The sequence below is a fragment of the Sulfitobacter sp. SK025 genome (genome assembly GCF_003352105.1).
GTDB lineage: Bacteria > Pseudomonadota > Alphaproteobacteria > Rhodobacterales > Rhodobacteraceae > Sulfitobacter > Sulfitobacter pontiacus.
In genome coordinates, this window is record NZ_CP025812.1 from 66556 (window position 1) to 82518 (window position 15963).

Annotated in this window: 11 protein-coding genes and 2 pseudogenes; 5 read left to right on the plus strand and 8 right to left on the minus strand. The window is 56.8% G+C overall.

All coding sequences use genetic code 11. The features are described from left to right. Window positions 1-122: 122 nt before the first annotated feature. The 5 genes and pseudogenes from C1J04_RS18575 to C1J04_RS18595 form a co-directional block, all read right to left on the minus strand. Window positions 123-3260: an efflux RND transporter permease subunit gene (locus tag C1J04_RS18575; RefSeq protein WP_009827348.1), complete on the minus strand. Its 3138-nt coding sequence runs from the start codon at window positions 3258-3260 to the stop codon at window positions 123-125. Between the two features lie 11 nt (window positions 3261-3271). Further along, window positions 3272-4642, minus strand: coding sequence for an efflux RND transporter periplasmic adaptor subunit (locus tag C1J04_RS18580; RefSeq protein WP_009827347.1), 1371 nt, complete (start codon window positions 4640-4642; stop codon window positions 3272-3274). Window positions 4643-4841: 199 nt separating this feature from the next. Next, the gene (locus C1J04_RS18585; protein ID WP_009827346.1) at window positions 4842-5201 is read right to left on the minus strand and encodes a hypothetical protein; all 360 of its coding nucleotides are present in this window, start codon (window positions 5199-5201) and stop codon (window positions 4842-4844) included. 290 nt (window positions 5202-5491) lie between these two features. Continuing rightward, a pseudogene (locus tag C1J04_RS18590) lies at window positions 5492-6157 on the minus strand (HAD-IC family P-type ATPase); the annotation flags it as partial. A 90-nt stretch (window positions 6158-6247) separates the two neighbouring features. Then, window positions 6248-6520 carry a metal-sensing transcriptional repressor gene (locus C1J04_RS18595; protein WP_009827343.1) on the minus strand — a complete coding sequence of 91 codons (273 nt, stop codon included), beginning with the start codon at window positions 6518-6520 and terminating at the stop codon, window positions 6248-6250. 523 nt (window positions 6521-7043) lie between these two features. On the opposite strand from C1J04_RS18595, the gene C1J04_RS18600 reads away from it, so the two are divergent. Both C1J04_RS18600 and C1J04_RS18605 read left to right on the plus strand, forming a co-directional pair. Beyond that, complete coding sequence (locus C1J04_RS18600) at window positions 7044-7733, plus strand: HupE/UreJ family protein (RefSeq protein ID WP_009827341.1); 690 nt, start codon at window positions 7044-7046, stop codon at window positions 7731-7733. A gap of 19 nt (window positions 7734-7752) precedes the next feature. Further along, entirely contained in the window at window positions 7753-8388 is a 636-nt protein-coding gene (locus tag C1J04_RS18605; RefSeq protein ID WP_009827340.1) for a hypothetical protein, read from the plus strand. Window positions 8389-8599: 211 nt separating this feature from the next. On the opposite strand, the pseudogene C1J04_RS18610 reads toward C1J04_RS18605, so the two are convergent. Further along, a pseudogene (locus tag C1J04_RS18610) lies at window positions 8600-9950 on the minus strand (DUF6880 family protein). A 365-nt stretch (window positions 9951-10315) separates the two neighbouring features. On the opposite strand from C1J04_RS18610, the gene C1J04_RS18615 reads away from it, so the two are divergent. The 3 genes from C1J04_RS18615 to C1J04_RS18625 all read left to right on the plus strand — a co-directional run bounded on the left by C1J04_RS18615 (window position 10316) and on the right by C1J04_RS18625 (window position 12626). Then, window positions 10316-10606, plus strand: coding sequence for a TFIIB-type zinc ribbon-containing protein (locus C1J04_RS18615; protein ID WP_037955031.1), 291 nt, complete (start codon window positions 10316-10318; stop codon window positions 10604-10606). Between the two features lie 322 nt (window positions 10607-10928). After that, window positions 10929-11222 carry a hypothetical protein gene (locus C1J04_RS18620; RefSeq protein WP_254693898.1) on the plus strand — a complete coding sequence of 98 codons (294 nt, stop codon included), beginning with the start codon at window positions 10929-10931 and terminating at the stop codon, window positions 11220-11222. 93 nt (window positions 11223-11315) lie between these two features. Further along, on the plus strand, window positions 11316-12626 hold the full coding sequence (locus tag C1J04_RS18625) for an alkaline phosphatase D family protein (RefSeq protein ID WP_009827336.1): 1311 nt from the start codon (window positions 11316-11318) through the stop codon (window positions 12624-12626). 330 nt (window positions 12627-12956) lie between these two features. On the opposite strand, the gene C1J04_RS18630 is transcribed toward C1J04_RS18625, so the two are convergent. Together C1J04_RS18630 and C1J04_RS18635 are read right to left on the minus strand one after the other, a co-directional pair. Continuing rightward, the gene (locus C1J04_RS18630) at window positions 12957-15005 is read right to left on the minus strand and encodes a heavy metal translocating P-type ATPase (RefSeq protein ID WP_009827335.1); all 2049 of its coding nucleotides are present in this window, start codon (window positions 15003-15005) and stop codon (window positions 12957-12959) included. A 259-nt stretch (window positions 15006-15264) separates the two neighbouring features. Next, the gene (locus C1J04_RS18635; RefSeq protein ID WP_009827334.1) at window positions 15265-15846 is read right to left on the minus strand and encodes a recombinase family protein; all 582 of its coding nucleotides are present in this window, start codon (window positions 15844-15846) and stop codon (window positions 15265-15267) included. Between the last annotated feature and the right edge of the window lie 117 nt (window positions 15847-15963).

Sequence of the window (15963 nt, forward strand, 5' to 3'; positions counted from 1 at the left end):
TCAGCCTATAGTACTCATCTTTTGACCGGAGATGCGTTGTATTGACCCAAAGTACGGCCGCAAGGGTGCACGCACCGCCAAACAGCCGTGCACCTTTGCCTGCGCATCAGAACATATATGCCCTAAGCCTTCTTTACAGATTTTGCCTTCGTACCATGCTCGTGGACCGTTTCGACAAGTGAATGATGCCCACCTTGTCTGGGCGCAAACCAGCGGTGCAGGGCGGGCATGACCAGTAGGGTCAGCACGGTTGACGAAACAAGCCCCCCGGTTACCACAGTGGCAAGCGGGCGTTGGACCTCGGCACCGACGCCGGTGGCGAAGAGCAATGGTGCCAGCCCAAGTGCCGTCGTCATGGCGGTCATCAGGACCGGACGCGCGCGCAGCCCTGCGGCCTCAATGGCCAAAGCCTCCAGATTGCGACCGGCGCGCGCAAAATCATCCATGAAACTGACCAATACCATACCGTTGCCCAACGCGATGCCGAACAATGCGATAAACCCGACGGTAGCAGGCACCGACACCGGTAACCCTGTCAGCCAGAGCGCCATCGCACCACCTGTCAGCGCCAGGGGGATATTCAACAGGATGAGGATCGCTGATTTCAGGCGACCAAAGGTTACCAGAAGGATCAGCAGAACGATGCCCAACGTAATCGGAATAACCACTTTGAAACGGGCATTCGCCTGTTGCTGAAGCTCGAATTGGCCGCCCCAAACCAAACGATACCCGGGCGGTAGATCCAACTGAGCGTCCGTCAACGTCTGCGCTTCGGCAACGAAAGAGCCGATATCGCGACCGCGCACGTTGGACTGGACCGTGATGAAGCGTTCGCCATCTTCGCGTGTGATCTGGCGTGGACCGATTACAGTTTCGATATTGGCCACTGTGTCCAGCGGCACCCGTGCGCCCGAAGGCGATTCCAGCACGATGCGTCTGATCGCCTCCGGTGTGTCGCGGCTTTCTTCGTCAAAACGCACCATGATCGGAAACTGTCGCACGCCCTCGAACAGTGATCCGGCTTCGGCCCCGCCGACGGCTGCACGCAGCCCATCCAACGCGTCCTCAACATCAAGCCCGTAGCGACCAAGGGCTGACCGATCCACGGTTACCACAAGTTGCGGCGCACCGGTGATCTGGTCGGCCTGTACCTCGGCAGACCCCTCAACCTGTTGCAGGAGTGATTGCAGGACTTGTGATCGCTCCAACAGAATTTCGGAATCCGGTCCAAAGATTTTGACGGCCAGTTCGGCGCGTGTGCCGGTCAGCAATTCATCAACAGCCATCGCGATGGGTTGGCCGATATTCACCACAATCCCCGGAAAGCTTTCCAGATCTTCCGAAATCGCCGTGCGCAAACCTTCGGCAGACAAGCCGGGCCGCCACTGATCGACCGGGTTCAGCTCGATAAAGGCTTCGGCGCTGTTGGTCGGGTCAGCATGCGCGCCAACCTCACCACGCCCAATACGGGTCACGATGGACTTGATTTCAGGAAAATTCTTTAACAGCCGCTTTTCCACAAGCGTCGTCGTCTTCGTTCCTTCGGTAAGCGAAATCGAGGGTGCCATGGTGACGCGCATCAGAATATCGCCTTCCTCCAACGATGGCGTAAATTCGGAACCAAGTCGCGATCCTGCAAAACCGCCCACCGCCAAAAATATGCCGCACAGGACGATGGCGAAAAAACGGTTACGGACAAAGAACCCGGCCGCACCACTGACCATCGCGACAGTCCGCCCCGGCTTGTCAGGGGCCTTCTTGCCGGATCGGCGCATCACCGAAAAGGCCATGGAAGGCGCAATCAGGGCCGCATAGAACAGCGATCCGGTCATGGCGAGTGCAGCCGATGCCGCCAAGGGCCGGAAGGTTTTGCCCTCAACCCCTTGCAGCGAGAAAAGCGGCAGGAAAACAACGATAACCACGGCAACCGCCGCCACCAGAGGTGCGATTACCTCGGCGGTAGATCGGGCAACCAACATACGCGGCTCTTCAGAGCCGTCATCTTCCTCAAAGCTGCGATCCACGTTTTCAGAGATAACAATCGCCCCGTCGACCATCATCCCGATGGCGATGGCGACCCCCCCTAATGACATCAGATTGGCGCTGATGCCGAGCACGTACATTGCGATAAACGCAAAACCTACGGAAAACGGGATCGACAGGACCACAACCAGACTGGGACGCCAGCCGCCCAGGAAGACAAACACCACCAACGCTACGAGTACAGCCCCCTGCCACAACGCCGTCGTGACGGTTGCGGAGGCCTTGTTTACCAGCGTTCCCTGATCATAGTAGGGGACCGCCAGTACACCATCCGGCAGGCTTGCGTTGATTTCCTCAAAGCGCTTCTGGACCCGCGCGATGACATCGGATGTGTTGGTGCCATAAAGTTTCAGAACCAACCCTGCGACAACTTCGCCTTCACCATTGGCGGTTGCAAGACCTTGCCGAACGCCACCGCCAACGATGATGTGGCCCAGATCGCGCACGCGCACGGTGCGCCCGTCCTCCACGTTGACGACAATCTCTGCGAGATCAGAGATTGTCTTGGCAAGTCCAACGCCGCGCACCGTGTATTGTTCGGATCCGATTTCGAGGAATTGCGCCCCTTCGGTTTTGTTTCCGCGCTCTAATGCGCTGATCACATCGGCGATTTGAATATCATAGGCAAGCAGCGCATCGGGATCGAGCCTGACCTGATATTGCTTTTCATAGCCACCAAGGGACAAAACCTCGGTGACACCCGGCACGGTCTGCAACTGATACTTGACGATCCAATCCTGAATTTCGCGCATCTCGACAAGGTTGCGTGCGCCGGTCTGGTCTTCCAGGCGGAAATACAGGATTAGGCCAAGCCCGGTTGAAATCGGACCCATTTGCGGGTCGCCAAACCCGTCGGGGATATTACCACGCGCTTCGGCAAGCCGTTCGCCCACGACCTGACGGGCGAAATAGACATCCGTCCCGTCCTCGAAATAGATGTTCACCACCGACAGCCCGAAGTTCGAGACTGAGCGCATGTTTTTGATTTTTGGCAGACCCGACATCGCCGTTTCGATCGGATAGGTCACATAGCGTTCAACCTCTTCGGGGGCGAGCCCTTCGGTTTCGGTGAAAACCTGAACCAGCGCGGGTGTCACGTCCGGAAAGGCATCAACAGGCAAGGCGCGAAACGCAAAAAGCCCGCCAAGCGTCATCGCAAAAGCCGCAATGGCCGCCAAAAGCCAGCCGCCTGCGATGCGGTGCATAAAATCAGTCATAATCAGCTATCCTAATGTCCGTGGCCGTCGCCAAAGGCGTCTTTTTCAAGTTGGGCTTTGAGTGTGAAGGCACCGTCAGAGACAAAGAGGTCGCCTTCCTCCAGCCCGGTGCGGATTTCCACATAGCCGCCAGCGGTTGTGCCGACCATGACGGCGCGCGGTGCGAACCCGCCGTCAACAGGGACAAAAACAGACGGACGGTTCTCTACCAGTTGCACGGCGGATTGTGGCACGCGCAAAACCTCCGCGGCATTGCCGACGCTGAGATCTGCAATCACAAACTGGCCGGGGGTCAGGGTTCTGTCAGAGTTGTCGATGATGACACGCGCCGTCGCCGTGCGCGACACTTCATCAATAACCGGTAGAATAAAGGCCACCGTTGATTGTGCGATGACGTCGCCTGCGTCTGATTTCAAGGCAACGGGTGCGCCAACGCGAACGCGGCTGATGTCTTGCTTGTAAACCGCGATATCGGCCCAAACCACGCTGTCATCGACAATCGTGAACAGCACCTTGGCGCTGGAATCCCCGGCTGTTACCGTTTCTCCCAGCGTCGCCGCACGTCGTACAATTGTTCCCGCAAGTGGTGCAGTCAGATAGGCATTGGCATTGTTGCCATCCTGAGCAGCGGCTATTTTTTCGAGAGCGGCGTGATCAATTCCGACGGCATGCAGTTCGGTTTCTGCGGCTTCACTTTCGGTCTTTGCCGATTCATGCTCTGCGCGGGCCGTTTGGACATTCGCCTCGGATGTGATTTTTTGCGCCCACAGACCTTCCAGGCGTTCCAACGCCTGTGCGGCAAGGACTTCATTTGTTTGCGCAATGATCCATTGCGATTTCAACCCTGCAAGCTCGCGGCTTGTGATCAGTGCCAGCGTATCTCCATAGGCAACGGTGTCGCCTTCACCAACCAAAAGCCGGTCGATGACTCCGCTCACTTTGGGCGTGACATTTGCCATCCGGTCCGCGTCAAAGCGGATTTCTGCTGGCAGACTAAGGGATTCGCCCAAGGCACCCAATTCAGCTTGCTCGAGCAGGATTCCGGCCTCTTTCGCGACTTCGGGGGTCAGTTTAACAACATCGCCACCGCCTTCATCGCCGTGTGCGCCTTCAGCTTCGCCTGCATGATCGTCATCGCCATGCGCATCCTTGGCTTCGCCTGCATGATCGTCATCGCCGTGCGCATCCTTGGCTTCACCTGCGTGGTCGTCGTCGCCGTGCGCGTCTTTGGCCTCATCGGCATGATCGTCATCTTGCGGCGCTGCTGCAGCTGCTGCAGTCATCGGCAAGGGCGTTTCCGCCTTGCCAGACGTGGCAGGTATCGTGACGAAGGCAAATACGCCCACCGTCATCGCAGCCATGGTCATCGTTGTCAGTTTCATAATCGTACTCCAGGGATTGAATAGGTCACTGAAAACACGTCCAGGCACCTGTTGGAACTTCGTCTGGCATGATCAAACCGATGAAATGGCCCTGAAACAGGTTCGCCTCAAACGGTTTGGTCTGCTGTGATATTTATGAGTTTCTACAAAGCCCGTTCCGACACGGGATATGTAAAATACCACTCTGCAATGGGGCAGATCAGCCTCGCGGAGGACGGTAAAAACCTTGGAGCGTGGCAAGGACCACAGAGGCGTCAGCCCAGTGTCGCGATCGGTCTGCTGACGCCTGATCGCATGCCAACTGCGCCTGCTTCAGTCCAATGATGTGGATATGGCAATCGCCAAAGCCATGGGATGCCTCACCATTTTCGCTAAATCTTTGATCCTGAGTAGCTAAATCAAGATCACCCGTATCGGTAGCAAAAATAATTTTTTCAAAGACCGCTTCACTTGCCTCAAACACATGGGCATCGGCTTTTGCATTGCTGAAATTCAGAGCAGCCGAAAGCAATATGGCCAACCCAATTTTAGCAACACGAATGGCGGACAAATACTTCATAATGGGACCTTTACAGGACACGTAACCGATGGTCCATTCGCTTTTTGTCGCATGTCGTTCACCATCAGAATCAAAGGCTAGTTTCCGTTCACATTTACGCTACTTGAGTGAAGTCTTGCGCCTCGCAACTCAAAGCCAAGATTTGACTCCCTACTGCGATCTTTTTTCATCTTTTGCTCGCGATGCTCATTGAGCTCGCTAGCGCGCATTAACTTGCCCTGCAATGTCCTCAACCAAACCCGGACAACTCCGCTGTTTTTTCCTGCGGTTTCCAATTTGGTTTTTTGAGTTCAATGACCATTTGCCTGCACACCTTGCATTTCTTTTTCACTCAATGTTTTATAATCCTTCGGCTTACCATTGTCTTTCTTGGCCCGCAGCAGCCGCAAAGCGTTAGCAACGACAAGCAATGAGACACCAACATCAGCGGCGATAGCGCCCCACATACTGGCCATGCCAAATGCAGTAAGCCCAACGAATAGCGCTTTGGTCGCCAGCGATATTCCGATGTCCTGATGGATAATGTTCATTGTCCGGCGCGAATGTCCGATGAGCCATGGCACCTTGCCGATATCGTCCGTCATAAGCGCGATATCGGCGGTTTCGATGGCAGCATCTGAGCCAACTGCGCCCATGGCAATGGCGAAATGAGCCCGCGCCATGGCTGGTGCATCATTCACACCGTCACCGATCATCGCAACGACATCGTATTTTTCAACCAGTTCTTCAATAGCTCGTACCTTGTCTTCGGGGAGCAGTTCGGCGCGCACCTCATCAATACCAACCACTGCCGCCACGGCGCGTGCTGTGCGTTCGTTGTCGCCAGTCAACATGACGATTTTCTGGACACCTTGTGCATGCAGTCGCGCAACGATGCCTTTTGCATCCGGGCGGATGCGGTCGCGCAGTTCGATCAAACCCAAAACTTGGTCTTTGCTACCAACAGCAACAAGTTGGCCAGCCCTGTGCCAAGCAGTGCCACGATTTGCGCGAGGAACAAATGACGATAGGTGCGGTCAGTCAGGACGGAGAGCATGCGTTGTTCCTCACAGATACTTGGTGATCGCCTTGAACTCAGCGGCGACTGGGGAGTCGCTGGAGCCGGTCAGGGCGTTGTCGAGGCAATGGTCGATATGGTCTTGAATCAACGTGCGTTTGGCCTGCGTGATGGCCTTTTCAACAGCATGAAGTTGTTGGGCGATGTCGGTGCAGGGGCGCTCTGCCTCAATCATCCCGATTACACTCAAAAGATGCCCGTTGGCACGTTTCAGCCGCTTGACGATATCGGGGTGGGTTGCATGGTGGGTGTGTTTTGTCATAAACAACGACTATCCCCCCTAGGAGGATAGAACAAGCGGGCCGAAACCTGCGGGAAAGAGTTGCATGAGGCGGCAGATAACATATTTTCTGAGAGCTGTTCTGACCATTGCTTTAGCGGTGGGCATGATTCTGTCGTTCAATTCTCGTATGATCTCTCACGACCTGACCAACCTAACACCGATTGCTGTCGACCATCAGGCTGAGATCGGAGAACACGGCCATGCGCATGATGAAGTTGTCAGTGCGATGGATGCTTATCATGGACACGCTCATGATGTAGCCGACCACGACCATAACACCGCATTCCTGCCACCTCGTGGATCATCGGGTATGGCGCTACCGACACGGACGACCTGGACATTAGCCCACTATGCGATGCCAGATCGCAGGGAGTTCGATCTAGACCGACCTCCGCGCGTGTGATGCTGCGCCCTTTGGGCGCTGTCATCCTACACTTTCACAAAGCGGAAAATCACAATGATACACAACCGATCCTACGGGTCGGGGGCTTGGTCGCATCCAATGCGGCAACCCCTGATCCTCATGGCACTGGTCCTGCTGGCGCTGATCGCGTTCGCGACCACTGCCTTTGCCCATGCCGTCACGGCGGGTGATAAGGGCTATATCCAAGAGGTCAGCGGCATGAAGCTGATCCCTTTCATGTATTTGGGGGCCAAGCATATGGTCACCGGCTACGACCATCTGCTGTTCCTGTTTGGCGTCGTCTTCTTCCTTTACAAGATGAAGCACGTCGGCATCTACGTCAGCTTGTTCGCCATCGGTCACTCCACGACGATGCTGGCTGGCGTCTACTTTGGCTGGAACTTCAGTTCCTATCTCATCGACGCCATCATTGGACTGTCGGTGGTCTACAAAGCGCTCGACAATCTTGGGGCCTATCAGCGCTGGTTTGGGGTCCAACCCGACACCAAGGCTGCGACCCTGATCTTTGGCTTTTTCCACGGATTGGGTTTGGCGACCAAGCTGCTTGAATATGACATCGCACCGAATGGTCTGATTCCCAACCTGCTGGCATTCAACGTCGGCGTCGAGATTGGTCAATTAATAGCTTTGGCGATGATCCTGATCGTCATGGGCTATTGGCGCAAGACAACCAGCTTCTGGAAACATGCCTACACCGCAAACGTCGTGATGATGTCTGCCGGATTCATTCTGGTGGGATACCAGATGACCGGCTACTTCGTCGCCTAACATTTTGGAGAATAAGAAAATGCACAACGGAAACAAACCAAACCCCGACGAACTGCCAACCTCAGCGCAGCTTATCAAGTCTACGATTCTGGCTGCAGTCGCAGCGGTCGCGATCCTCGTCACGGTCGTCTTGCCTTCAGAATACGGGATTGATCCCACTGGCATAGGCAAGGCCGTTGGCTTGGCAGAGATGGGTGATATCAAGGTCCAGCTTGCCGAAGAAGCCGAAGCCGACCGCCTGCTGGAGATTCAGAACACAGGGGCCATCGAAGAACAATCCAGCCTCGGTGGTGGGTTCTTCAGCTTCTTTGTCGGCGCGGCCCATGCCCAAACCGCTGACCCCGAATGGACGGATCAATTTAGCGTCACACTGACCCCTGGCGAAGGGATCGAGGTCAAACTCGTCATGGAAGAAGGTGCAGAGGCCGAATTCCTGTGGGTTGCTGAAAACGGTGTCGTCAACTTTGACCTGCACGGCGATGGAGGTGGCAATAACATCAGCTATGCAAAAGGCCGTGCGGTTGAGGAAGAAGAGGGCGTCCTGACGGCGGCATTCACTGGCAATCATGGCTGGTTCTGGCGGAATCGCGATGGGCAGGACGTTACCGTCACGCTCTATGTCAGGGGCGACTACAGCGAGATGAAGCTGCCATAAAATATGTCGATGGCCCCTGCGTAAGATCGTGGGGGCCACGGCCTTCTGTCGTTCCAGAGCAACTGCAAAACACCGGTGAGCACAGAGGATCTGACAGTCTTAGCAAAGCATTGCATATCACCAGATTGATTGTATTTTGCTTAAATTTAACATAAGTATCCTTATGCGCATAAGAACAAAATAAGAACACGACCTAGTGGCACTCTGGTTATCACATCCCCGACCCCCAAAACGATGTCTTCTTCCCATGAACCGATCTTAAGTCCGCAACAAAAGCCTCATGTGTTTCAAACGGAGCAAACGCATCAATCCTTGCGGCTAGGTTTTTACACTCGCGTAAGTGGCGCGGCATGGGGGTAGCGTTTGACCCGGCCATTCTTAAGCGCAAAGTTGATCAGCCCGCGCTTGAGAAGCGTCGCGGCAAGCGGATACTTCTCTTCCAGCGCTTCGGAGGCTGGTCCGAGAAGCTCGTAGTGGTTCCCGTCAATTTCGGCGGCGCGACTGGTGATCAGGGCTGCCGCCTGTGCAAATGCGGGCCATGTCATCAAGAAATGCAGCGCCGTTGTGAAGCTTTCAAAGCCCTGTGCGTGCTCAAGGGCTTGATCCTCCGCCGCGACGTCTTCAAAATCTGGCAGCCCAGCGAGCCATGCGCGCAGATGCTCAGCGTTCAGACTACGCGCAAAACAGGTCCACATGAACGCCCGCGCCGCATCCGTTTGCCCCATCGCCTGCATCACATTGATCCGGGTCACTTCCCACTCATAAGGGATCCATCCGCGATTATCCTCGTCGGGCGCGTTAATCGCCGCCCACGCCTCTTCAAGCCGTCCCGCACCAAGAAGTCGTTGGGCGATTTCTGCAGCCCCTCTGAATGATTTTCGCGCTAGATCACTTTGCTGGGAGATGTAAGCGTCGGTATCGCCCTCAGCATCCGCAATCTCTTCAAGCGCCATGCGCAGCGCGTAATTCTCGGACACATCTTCGTCCAACGCGGCAATGCCAGCCCGGAGGTGCTGCAGACCCTCCGTCCCCAGCATGGGTGCCAAACCTGAGATTAACGCGGGATAGTGCCCATAGTCATCATCAGGCAAAGCCGTGAGCAAAAGGTCGGCTAGAACAATCGGATCCGGCTCGACCGCTTCAGAAAGATCAATCAGATCCTCGCAGGCCGTGTGAAACACTGATTGCACCCGGCCAGTGCTGTCATCGCACCGCTCATAGACCCCATTGGCAAGGGCGACGAACCGCCAGATCAGTTCAAATGCGGCTTTAGGGTCCGTCGGTCCAACTTGACCAACGATGGCTTGCCGTTGCATATCCAGATCGGCCGCAAAGGCGTTCCGCCCCTGCCAGTCGACAAACGACCGCGACCGCGCAATCGCCGAAAGCCGCTTACGAATTTCCCGTGCCACATCCCCCGTCCCTACTTCGCCCGCCAGCTCAAGCCTGAGCCGTCGCTTCGCACCTGCATTGCCTTTCGTGATCTCAATCAGAAGATCAGCCAGACGCTCAGCGCCAAGTGCCGCAAGGTTATCCGCGTTCAGTGTTGTCTTTGGTGCCATGCGGAAATTCTAGAGCACGCCGCAGGTGAATTTCTAGCCCCTACCGGTTATCAGTGATTTGAAATTACGGCATGAGGCTGTCGCAATGCTTGGTGACGCGGTCACATTTTCAACGCACAAAAAAAATATTACCGACCACCCTTGAACCTACAGTTACTGTAGATGTTATGTGCCTAAGATCGGCAGAAGTTGCGCGATAATTGAAACAAGTACGGGTGGTAAGAACCCGGGAATACCACCGTTATTGATAGCGGAATTTGTTAGTCTAGCCTGCCTCACCAGAATGAAAGGAGAACCACAAGATGGTAGTTGAATTGAAGGAACCGGGTCGGAACCCGGAACGAAATACAGGAAGAAGGGGAGCCATGCGCTGCCCGGTTTGCGATGTCGCGTTGAGCATGTCGGACCGACAGGGGATCGAGATCGATTTCTGCCCCGATTGCCGGGGGGTCTGGCTCGACCGCGGCGAACTTGACAAGATCATAGAGCGCAGCATCGGTGAAGCGACACCACCACCGTCAGGCGCACGTGACCGGCGTGACGACGACGATGATCGTGGTTATCGTTCCGGCAAGCACGGCGGTGGACATCATGGTAGCGGATACGGCAAACACGGTTCGCGCCGGAAGTCCTGGCTGCACGAATTGTTCGACTGAGGAAATAGACGGGCATAGGCGTGGGACACGGCGGCAGCGGCGGAGGAACCTCCGCCATTCGCCACAAGGGCAGCCTGAAATGGGACCTGGCATTACCCACACCACGATCCAGGTCGAGGATGCCGATTTGGCCCAGACCAAAGAGTCACTCCATGCATGAGGATGTATAGATATGGGCCATCATCTTTTCAGGCGTACGAAGTACCGGCGGAGCAGTGATCGATACGACGATGGTGCACAATACGAAAACTATGGCCGCTACGATGACAACGCTCCCGCGCGCATCCCACGCATCCCGGGAGCAGTTCTGATAGGCGGGATCGTGATCTGGTCACTGCTGGCGCTCGGTGTCTGGGCGCTGGTCGATCCGCTGCTGGCATGGGCAGCGGGCATGGCAGGTCCCGCAACCGATCTCGGCGTCGGTTTCGCGCGCTGGTTCGGCCTCGGCAACGAGGTGTCAGCGTTACGCGACGCCGCGAATGTGGACGGGTTGGTCGGATGGGCCGTTGGTCCGGTGCATTTGCTCGCCAAGGGCGGACTGATACTCGTGTGGCTTGCTGGTTCTGCCAAGCTGATCGCGCTCCCGATTATCCTGCGGCGCAGGTCGCGGTGGTAGCGATTGTAGGCAAGACGGAGGCTCGAGTTTCGCGTGGCTTGGTACTGCGGCTGAAGACACCCACATCCAAGCGAACATTCGGGCGCGGGATGCTTGAAATTCCGTACGATCCGTATTGGACCTGTACCGGTCGGGATCATCGCCCATGACGATATCGCCTCGCATTCCGGGCAGAACGCCATGACCGCTGCCCGTGCGCCCCTGATTGGCCCCATCCTTATCCTCGACAATATCGGCGATGGCACGCTGACGCTTTCGGCGCTGTTCATTGTGGATGGGGGGGAACACCCGCCGCCCGTCGAAACTCCCGGCGGGGTGCATGACGTTGAAGTATTGGCACGGTTCGACAGCGCGACGGTCTGGCGCACGCGGTTCGACCTGCCCGCCGACCGGCCTTCTGAGTATCACTGGAACGGCGAATCCTACCTAGTAGCTGGCGATTTGCACGACGATCTGCGGATCGCGTTTGTGTCGTGCAACGGTGAAGAGATCGGCGACCTGGAGCGTGAAGGGTCGGAGCGCAACGCGATGTGGGCGCGGCTGTGCAAGGCGCACCGCGAGGAACCTTTTGCAATGCTGCTGCATGGCGGCGATCAGGTCTACGCCGACGAAGTCACGCGAGGCCATCCCCTGAGCGAAGACTGGCCATCGCATGTCCCCGACGATCCTTCCCAAGCCGATCTGGCCGATCTGCGTCACCACCTGCGCGAGCGGTTTTTTGATCGCTACGCAGCGCTTTACGCGGCACCCGAATTTGCCTGGATTGCCGCACGTGTGCCATCGCTGATGCAGTGGGACGATCACGATATCTGCGACGGCTGGGGCTCGCTCAGGCGATGGCAGACCCATTCGGTGGTCGGCCAGACGTTGTTCGTGGCAGCACGGGAAAGTTTTCTGATTTTCCAGCAGGCGGCGGCAGAGGGCGATCTTCCCGCACGGTTCCACGACCCGGCGGGGCACCACCTTGGCTGGGGTGTTCGTGCGCCCGGGTTGCGCATTCTGGCACCGGACCTGAGATCGGAGCGCACGCGCAGGAGTGTCATGGGCACGGGTGGATGGTCAATGATGGAAGCTGAAGCTGCAACAGGAGCGTCGGGCCGCACGCTCCTGATGTCGAGCGTGCCATTGCTTGGGCCGCGACTGTCGATCCTCGAGGCGCTGATGGTCGTCATTCCCCGTATGCAGAAATACGAGGACGATCTGCGCGACCAGTGGCAAAGCCGTGCTCATCGCGCGGAGTGGGCGCGGATGTTGCGCCTTGTGCGGGACATGGCGCGCGCCGACGGGCAGAACCTCACGGTGGTTTCCGGGGAGATTCATCTGGCAACGCGGGCCGTGATGGGCCTTGCAGAGGGCCTTCGGATCGACCAGCTTGTGGCGTCCGGCATCGCGCACCCCCCGTAGCTTGGGCCAGGTTTCTCGGCAGTCTTGCACAATTGGGCGAAGCACCGCTGCCTCGGCATAGGGTCCGCATTCTGCCGCTGCCAGGACAGCGCGGACGTTATGTCGCCCAGCGGAACTATCTTGTCCTGGAACGACGATCGGACACGTGGCGGGCCAATTGGGACCTCGAAAACAGCGGGCTGACACCTTCACTGCATCTATGACCGCCTCTGACTTGCTTTCAAAATGGGTTGCTTCGGCCAGTAACACAAAACTGAGAACTTGGAAAAGTTCCACCCGATGAATACTCAGTCAAACTCACCCAACAAGGGACGCTTGTGACCGCGCACGCTATGCCGATTTGACGCGATTGTCCTTGAAAGCCAGCAATCTCAAGGCATTGGCAACAACAACCAGTGTTGATCCTTCGTGGACCAAAACAGCCGGTCCGATCCCCAAACCAAACAACGTCGCCGGAATGAGCAGTGCAACAACGCCAAGACTGAACCACAGGTTCAGGCGGATGATACGGCTGGTCTTGCGACTTAGGCCCACGGCAAACGGCAAGGTCTGTAGATCATCGGCCATCAGCGCGATATCGGCCGTTTCCAGCGCGACGTCCGACCCGGCGGCCCCCATCGCAATGCCCACCGTGGCATTGGCCATCGCGGGGGCGTCGTTCACGCCGTCGCCGACCATCGCCACGCCACCGTCCGCCTTGAGCGCTGCAATTTTGGTTACCTTATCCTCGGGCATCAGATCGCCGAACGCTGTGTCGAGACCGACCTCCTTGGCGACAGCATTCGCGACATTCTGGTTGTCACCAGAGATCATCATCATCCGCTTCAGTCCCAGATCACGCAGCGCGGCGATAACCGAACGCGCGTCTTCTCGGGGGGTATCCATCAGGCCAATTGCGCCAAGATACCTGTCGCCGCTTCTGACGATCATCGTCGTGCGGCCATTTTGCGACATCGCCTCAACCGTGCCCCGCAAGTCGTCGGGCAAAGGCAAGCCTGCGACACTTTCAAACAGGGCGGTCTTGCCGATATGAACGACCTTGCTATCAACCTTCGCAGACACGCCCTGCCCGATGATATTGGCAAAATCCGAGGCTTCGGACGGCAAATCGCCGAGGCGGTCTTTGACATCTCTTACAACGGCCTGTGCCAGCGGGTGATCGCTCAGCATCTCGACGGCGGCACTGACCTGCAACAACTCTGTCTCGGTCGCATCGCCGTAAGGTGTGATTTCGACCAGATGCGGTTCGCCGATGGTCAGCGTGCCGGTCTTGTCAAAGGCAATCGCGTCCAGATGCCCCATGGCTTCCAGCGGCGCGCCACCTTTGATCAACACGCCGCCACGCGCGGCGCGGGCGACCCCCGATAGAACGGCACTGGGCGTCGCGATTGCCAAGGCACAGGGACTGGCCGCGACCAGAACGGCCATCGCACGGTAAAAGCTCTGGGCGGCGGTTTCGTCCAGAATTAGGAACGAAAAGCTGGTCACGAAGGCCAGCGCAATGACGCAGGGCACAAATATCTTTTCGAATTTCTTGGTAAAATTCTGCGTTGGTGACTGGCGTGTCTGTGCCTCGGCGACCAGTGTCACCACCCGCGCCAATGTCGATTCACCCGACAGTTTCGTGACCTGAACATCCAGGCTGCCGCTGCCGTTGATAGACCCAGCAAAGACGCGGGTTTGCGGTGTCAGCTTGTCCAGATTGGCGGCGGCAAATTCGGGATCATCGACAGGCAGTTTGTCGACCGGCGCACTTTCGCCCGTAATCGGGGCCTGATTTACGGCACTTGATCCCTTGACCACAAAGCCATCCGCCGGAAGACGTTCGTTGGAACGGACAACGACAATGTCACCCACCAGCAGGTTTTCGATCAAGACGGTTTCGGTTTTGTCTCCCCTGCGGACCAAAGCCTCGTCCGGTGTCAGGCCAGCCAAGGCCGCCACGGCGTTTCTGGCCCGGCCCATGGCGTAGTTTTCAAGGGCATGACCAACGCTGAACAGAAACAGCAGGAAGGCCCCTTCGGCCCATTCCCCCAGAATGGCCGCACCCGACGCGGCCACCAGCATCAGAAAATCAATCTGGAACTGACCCTTGGAAATTTTTTCAACGGCCTCGCGCAGGGTGAAATACCCACCGAAGAAGTAAGCCGCCAACAACAGGCCAAATCCGAATTGTTCGGACATTATGCCGTATTTCGGTCCCAGCCACCCAAGCAGCAGGCAAATACCGCACAAGACGGCAAAGATGACTTCGGCGCGTCCACCGAGAATCCGGTTCAGAAAACCGCCGTGCGCGTGGTTGTGACCATCGTCCGGTGTGTGATTTTCGGGCATATTCTCTTCCTCTACAGCGTTAAGATCGGCAACGACTTTCCGCACTCGAACATGCTTCACATCGGAGGCAAGTGCTGTCTTGGAAAGAAATGACTGATTACATGGTTAAATTTCGGCGTCGATAGATCAAGGACAATGTAAGGAGTTAGCACGTCCAAGACGTTATGTATGAGGCAAAGACGGTCTAGCACCAACCTTTCGGGATGAGCTAATGGTACCGGCCAAAAACGGTCGTTTTTGTCACGGTTTCTCAACCCATTAAAAATTGTGACTTTTCACGATAAATGGCACTGATATTTGCACGCTAATTGGCACTCTCTGTGCGTTGGAGGGTGCGGTAGATCGTCGGTCTGGAGACGGCGAAGACATCTGCGAGGTCACTGATTGAGTAGTCCCCGGTGTCGTACATGCGGCGCAGTTCGCGGTGCTGTTTCTCCGACAGCTTGGGTTTCTTGCCCCGCAGCTTGCCCTTGGCGCGGGCTATTTTCATGCCTTCGCGGGTGCGCATCCTTATGAGGTCGGACTCGAACTCGGCGAAGGTGGCGAGGATGTTGAAGAACATCTTTCCCATGGGATCGGTTGGATCATAGACCGAAGCGCCCAGGGCGAGGCGGATGCCGCGTTCCGCCAAGCCGTCTGCAATGGTGCGGGCATCGGGAGCAGACCGCGCCAGCCTATCCAGCTTGGTCACGACCAGAGTGTCGCCTTTTCGGACTGCGGCCAGGGCCTGATCGAGGCCCGGTCGGGCGCGCGTGCGGCCTGTCAGGCCGTGGTCAGTGTAGATGCGATCCGGGGCAACACCGAGGTCGATCAGGGCGTCCCGCTGTGCGGTCAGGTCCTGTTTGTCGGTGGAGCAGCGTGCATAGCCGATTTGGGTCGATGTCATTAACTGATTGTACGTAAGAGCTACCTCTATTGCAAATCAATGCGTACCATTCTTATGGTACATCATGACATCAAAGAAACCTGATCCTGCTAATGGGGTCACTACATAAAAGTGTCA

Excerpts from the sequence above, each read along its gene's own strand:
- C1J04_RS18635 (WP_009827334.1), bottom strand. The coding sequence starts at position 15,846 with ATGACATCGACCCAAATCGGCTATGCACGCTGCTCCACCGACAAACAG.
- C1J04_RS18585 (WP_009827346.1), bottom strand. The coding sequence starts at position 5,201 with ATGAAGTATTTGTCCGCCATTCGTGTTGCTAAAATTGGGTTGGCCATA.
- C1J04_RS18615 (WP_037955031.1), top strand. The coding sequence starts at position 10,316 with ATGCGCTGCCCGGTTTGCGATGTCGCGTTGAGCATGTCGGACCGACAG.
- C1J04_RS18575 (WP_009827348.1), bottom strand. The coding sequence starts at position 3,260 with ATGACTGATTTTATGCACCGCATCGCAGGCGGCTGGCTTTTGGCGGCC.
- C1J04_RS18595 (WP_009827343.1), bottom strand. The coding sequence starts at position 6,520 with ATGACAAAACACACCCACCATGCAACCCACCCCGATATCGTCAAGCGG.
- C1J04_RS18600 (WP_009827341.1), top strand. The coding sequence starts at position 7,044 with ATGCGGCAACCCCTGATCCTCATGGCACTGGTCCTGCTGGCGCTGATC.
- C1J04_RS18580 (WP_009827347.1), bottom strand. The coding sequence starts at position 4,642 with ATGAAACTGACAACGATGACCATGGCTGCGATGACGGTGGGCGTATTT.
- C1J04_RS18605 (WP_009827340.1), top strand. The coding sequence starts at position 7,753 with ATGCACAACGGAAACAAACCAAACCCCGACGAACTGCCAACCTCAGCG.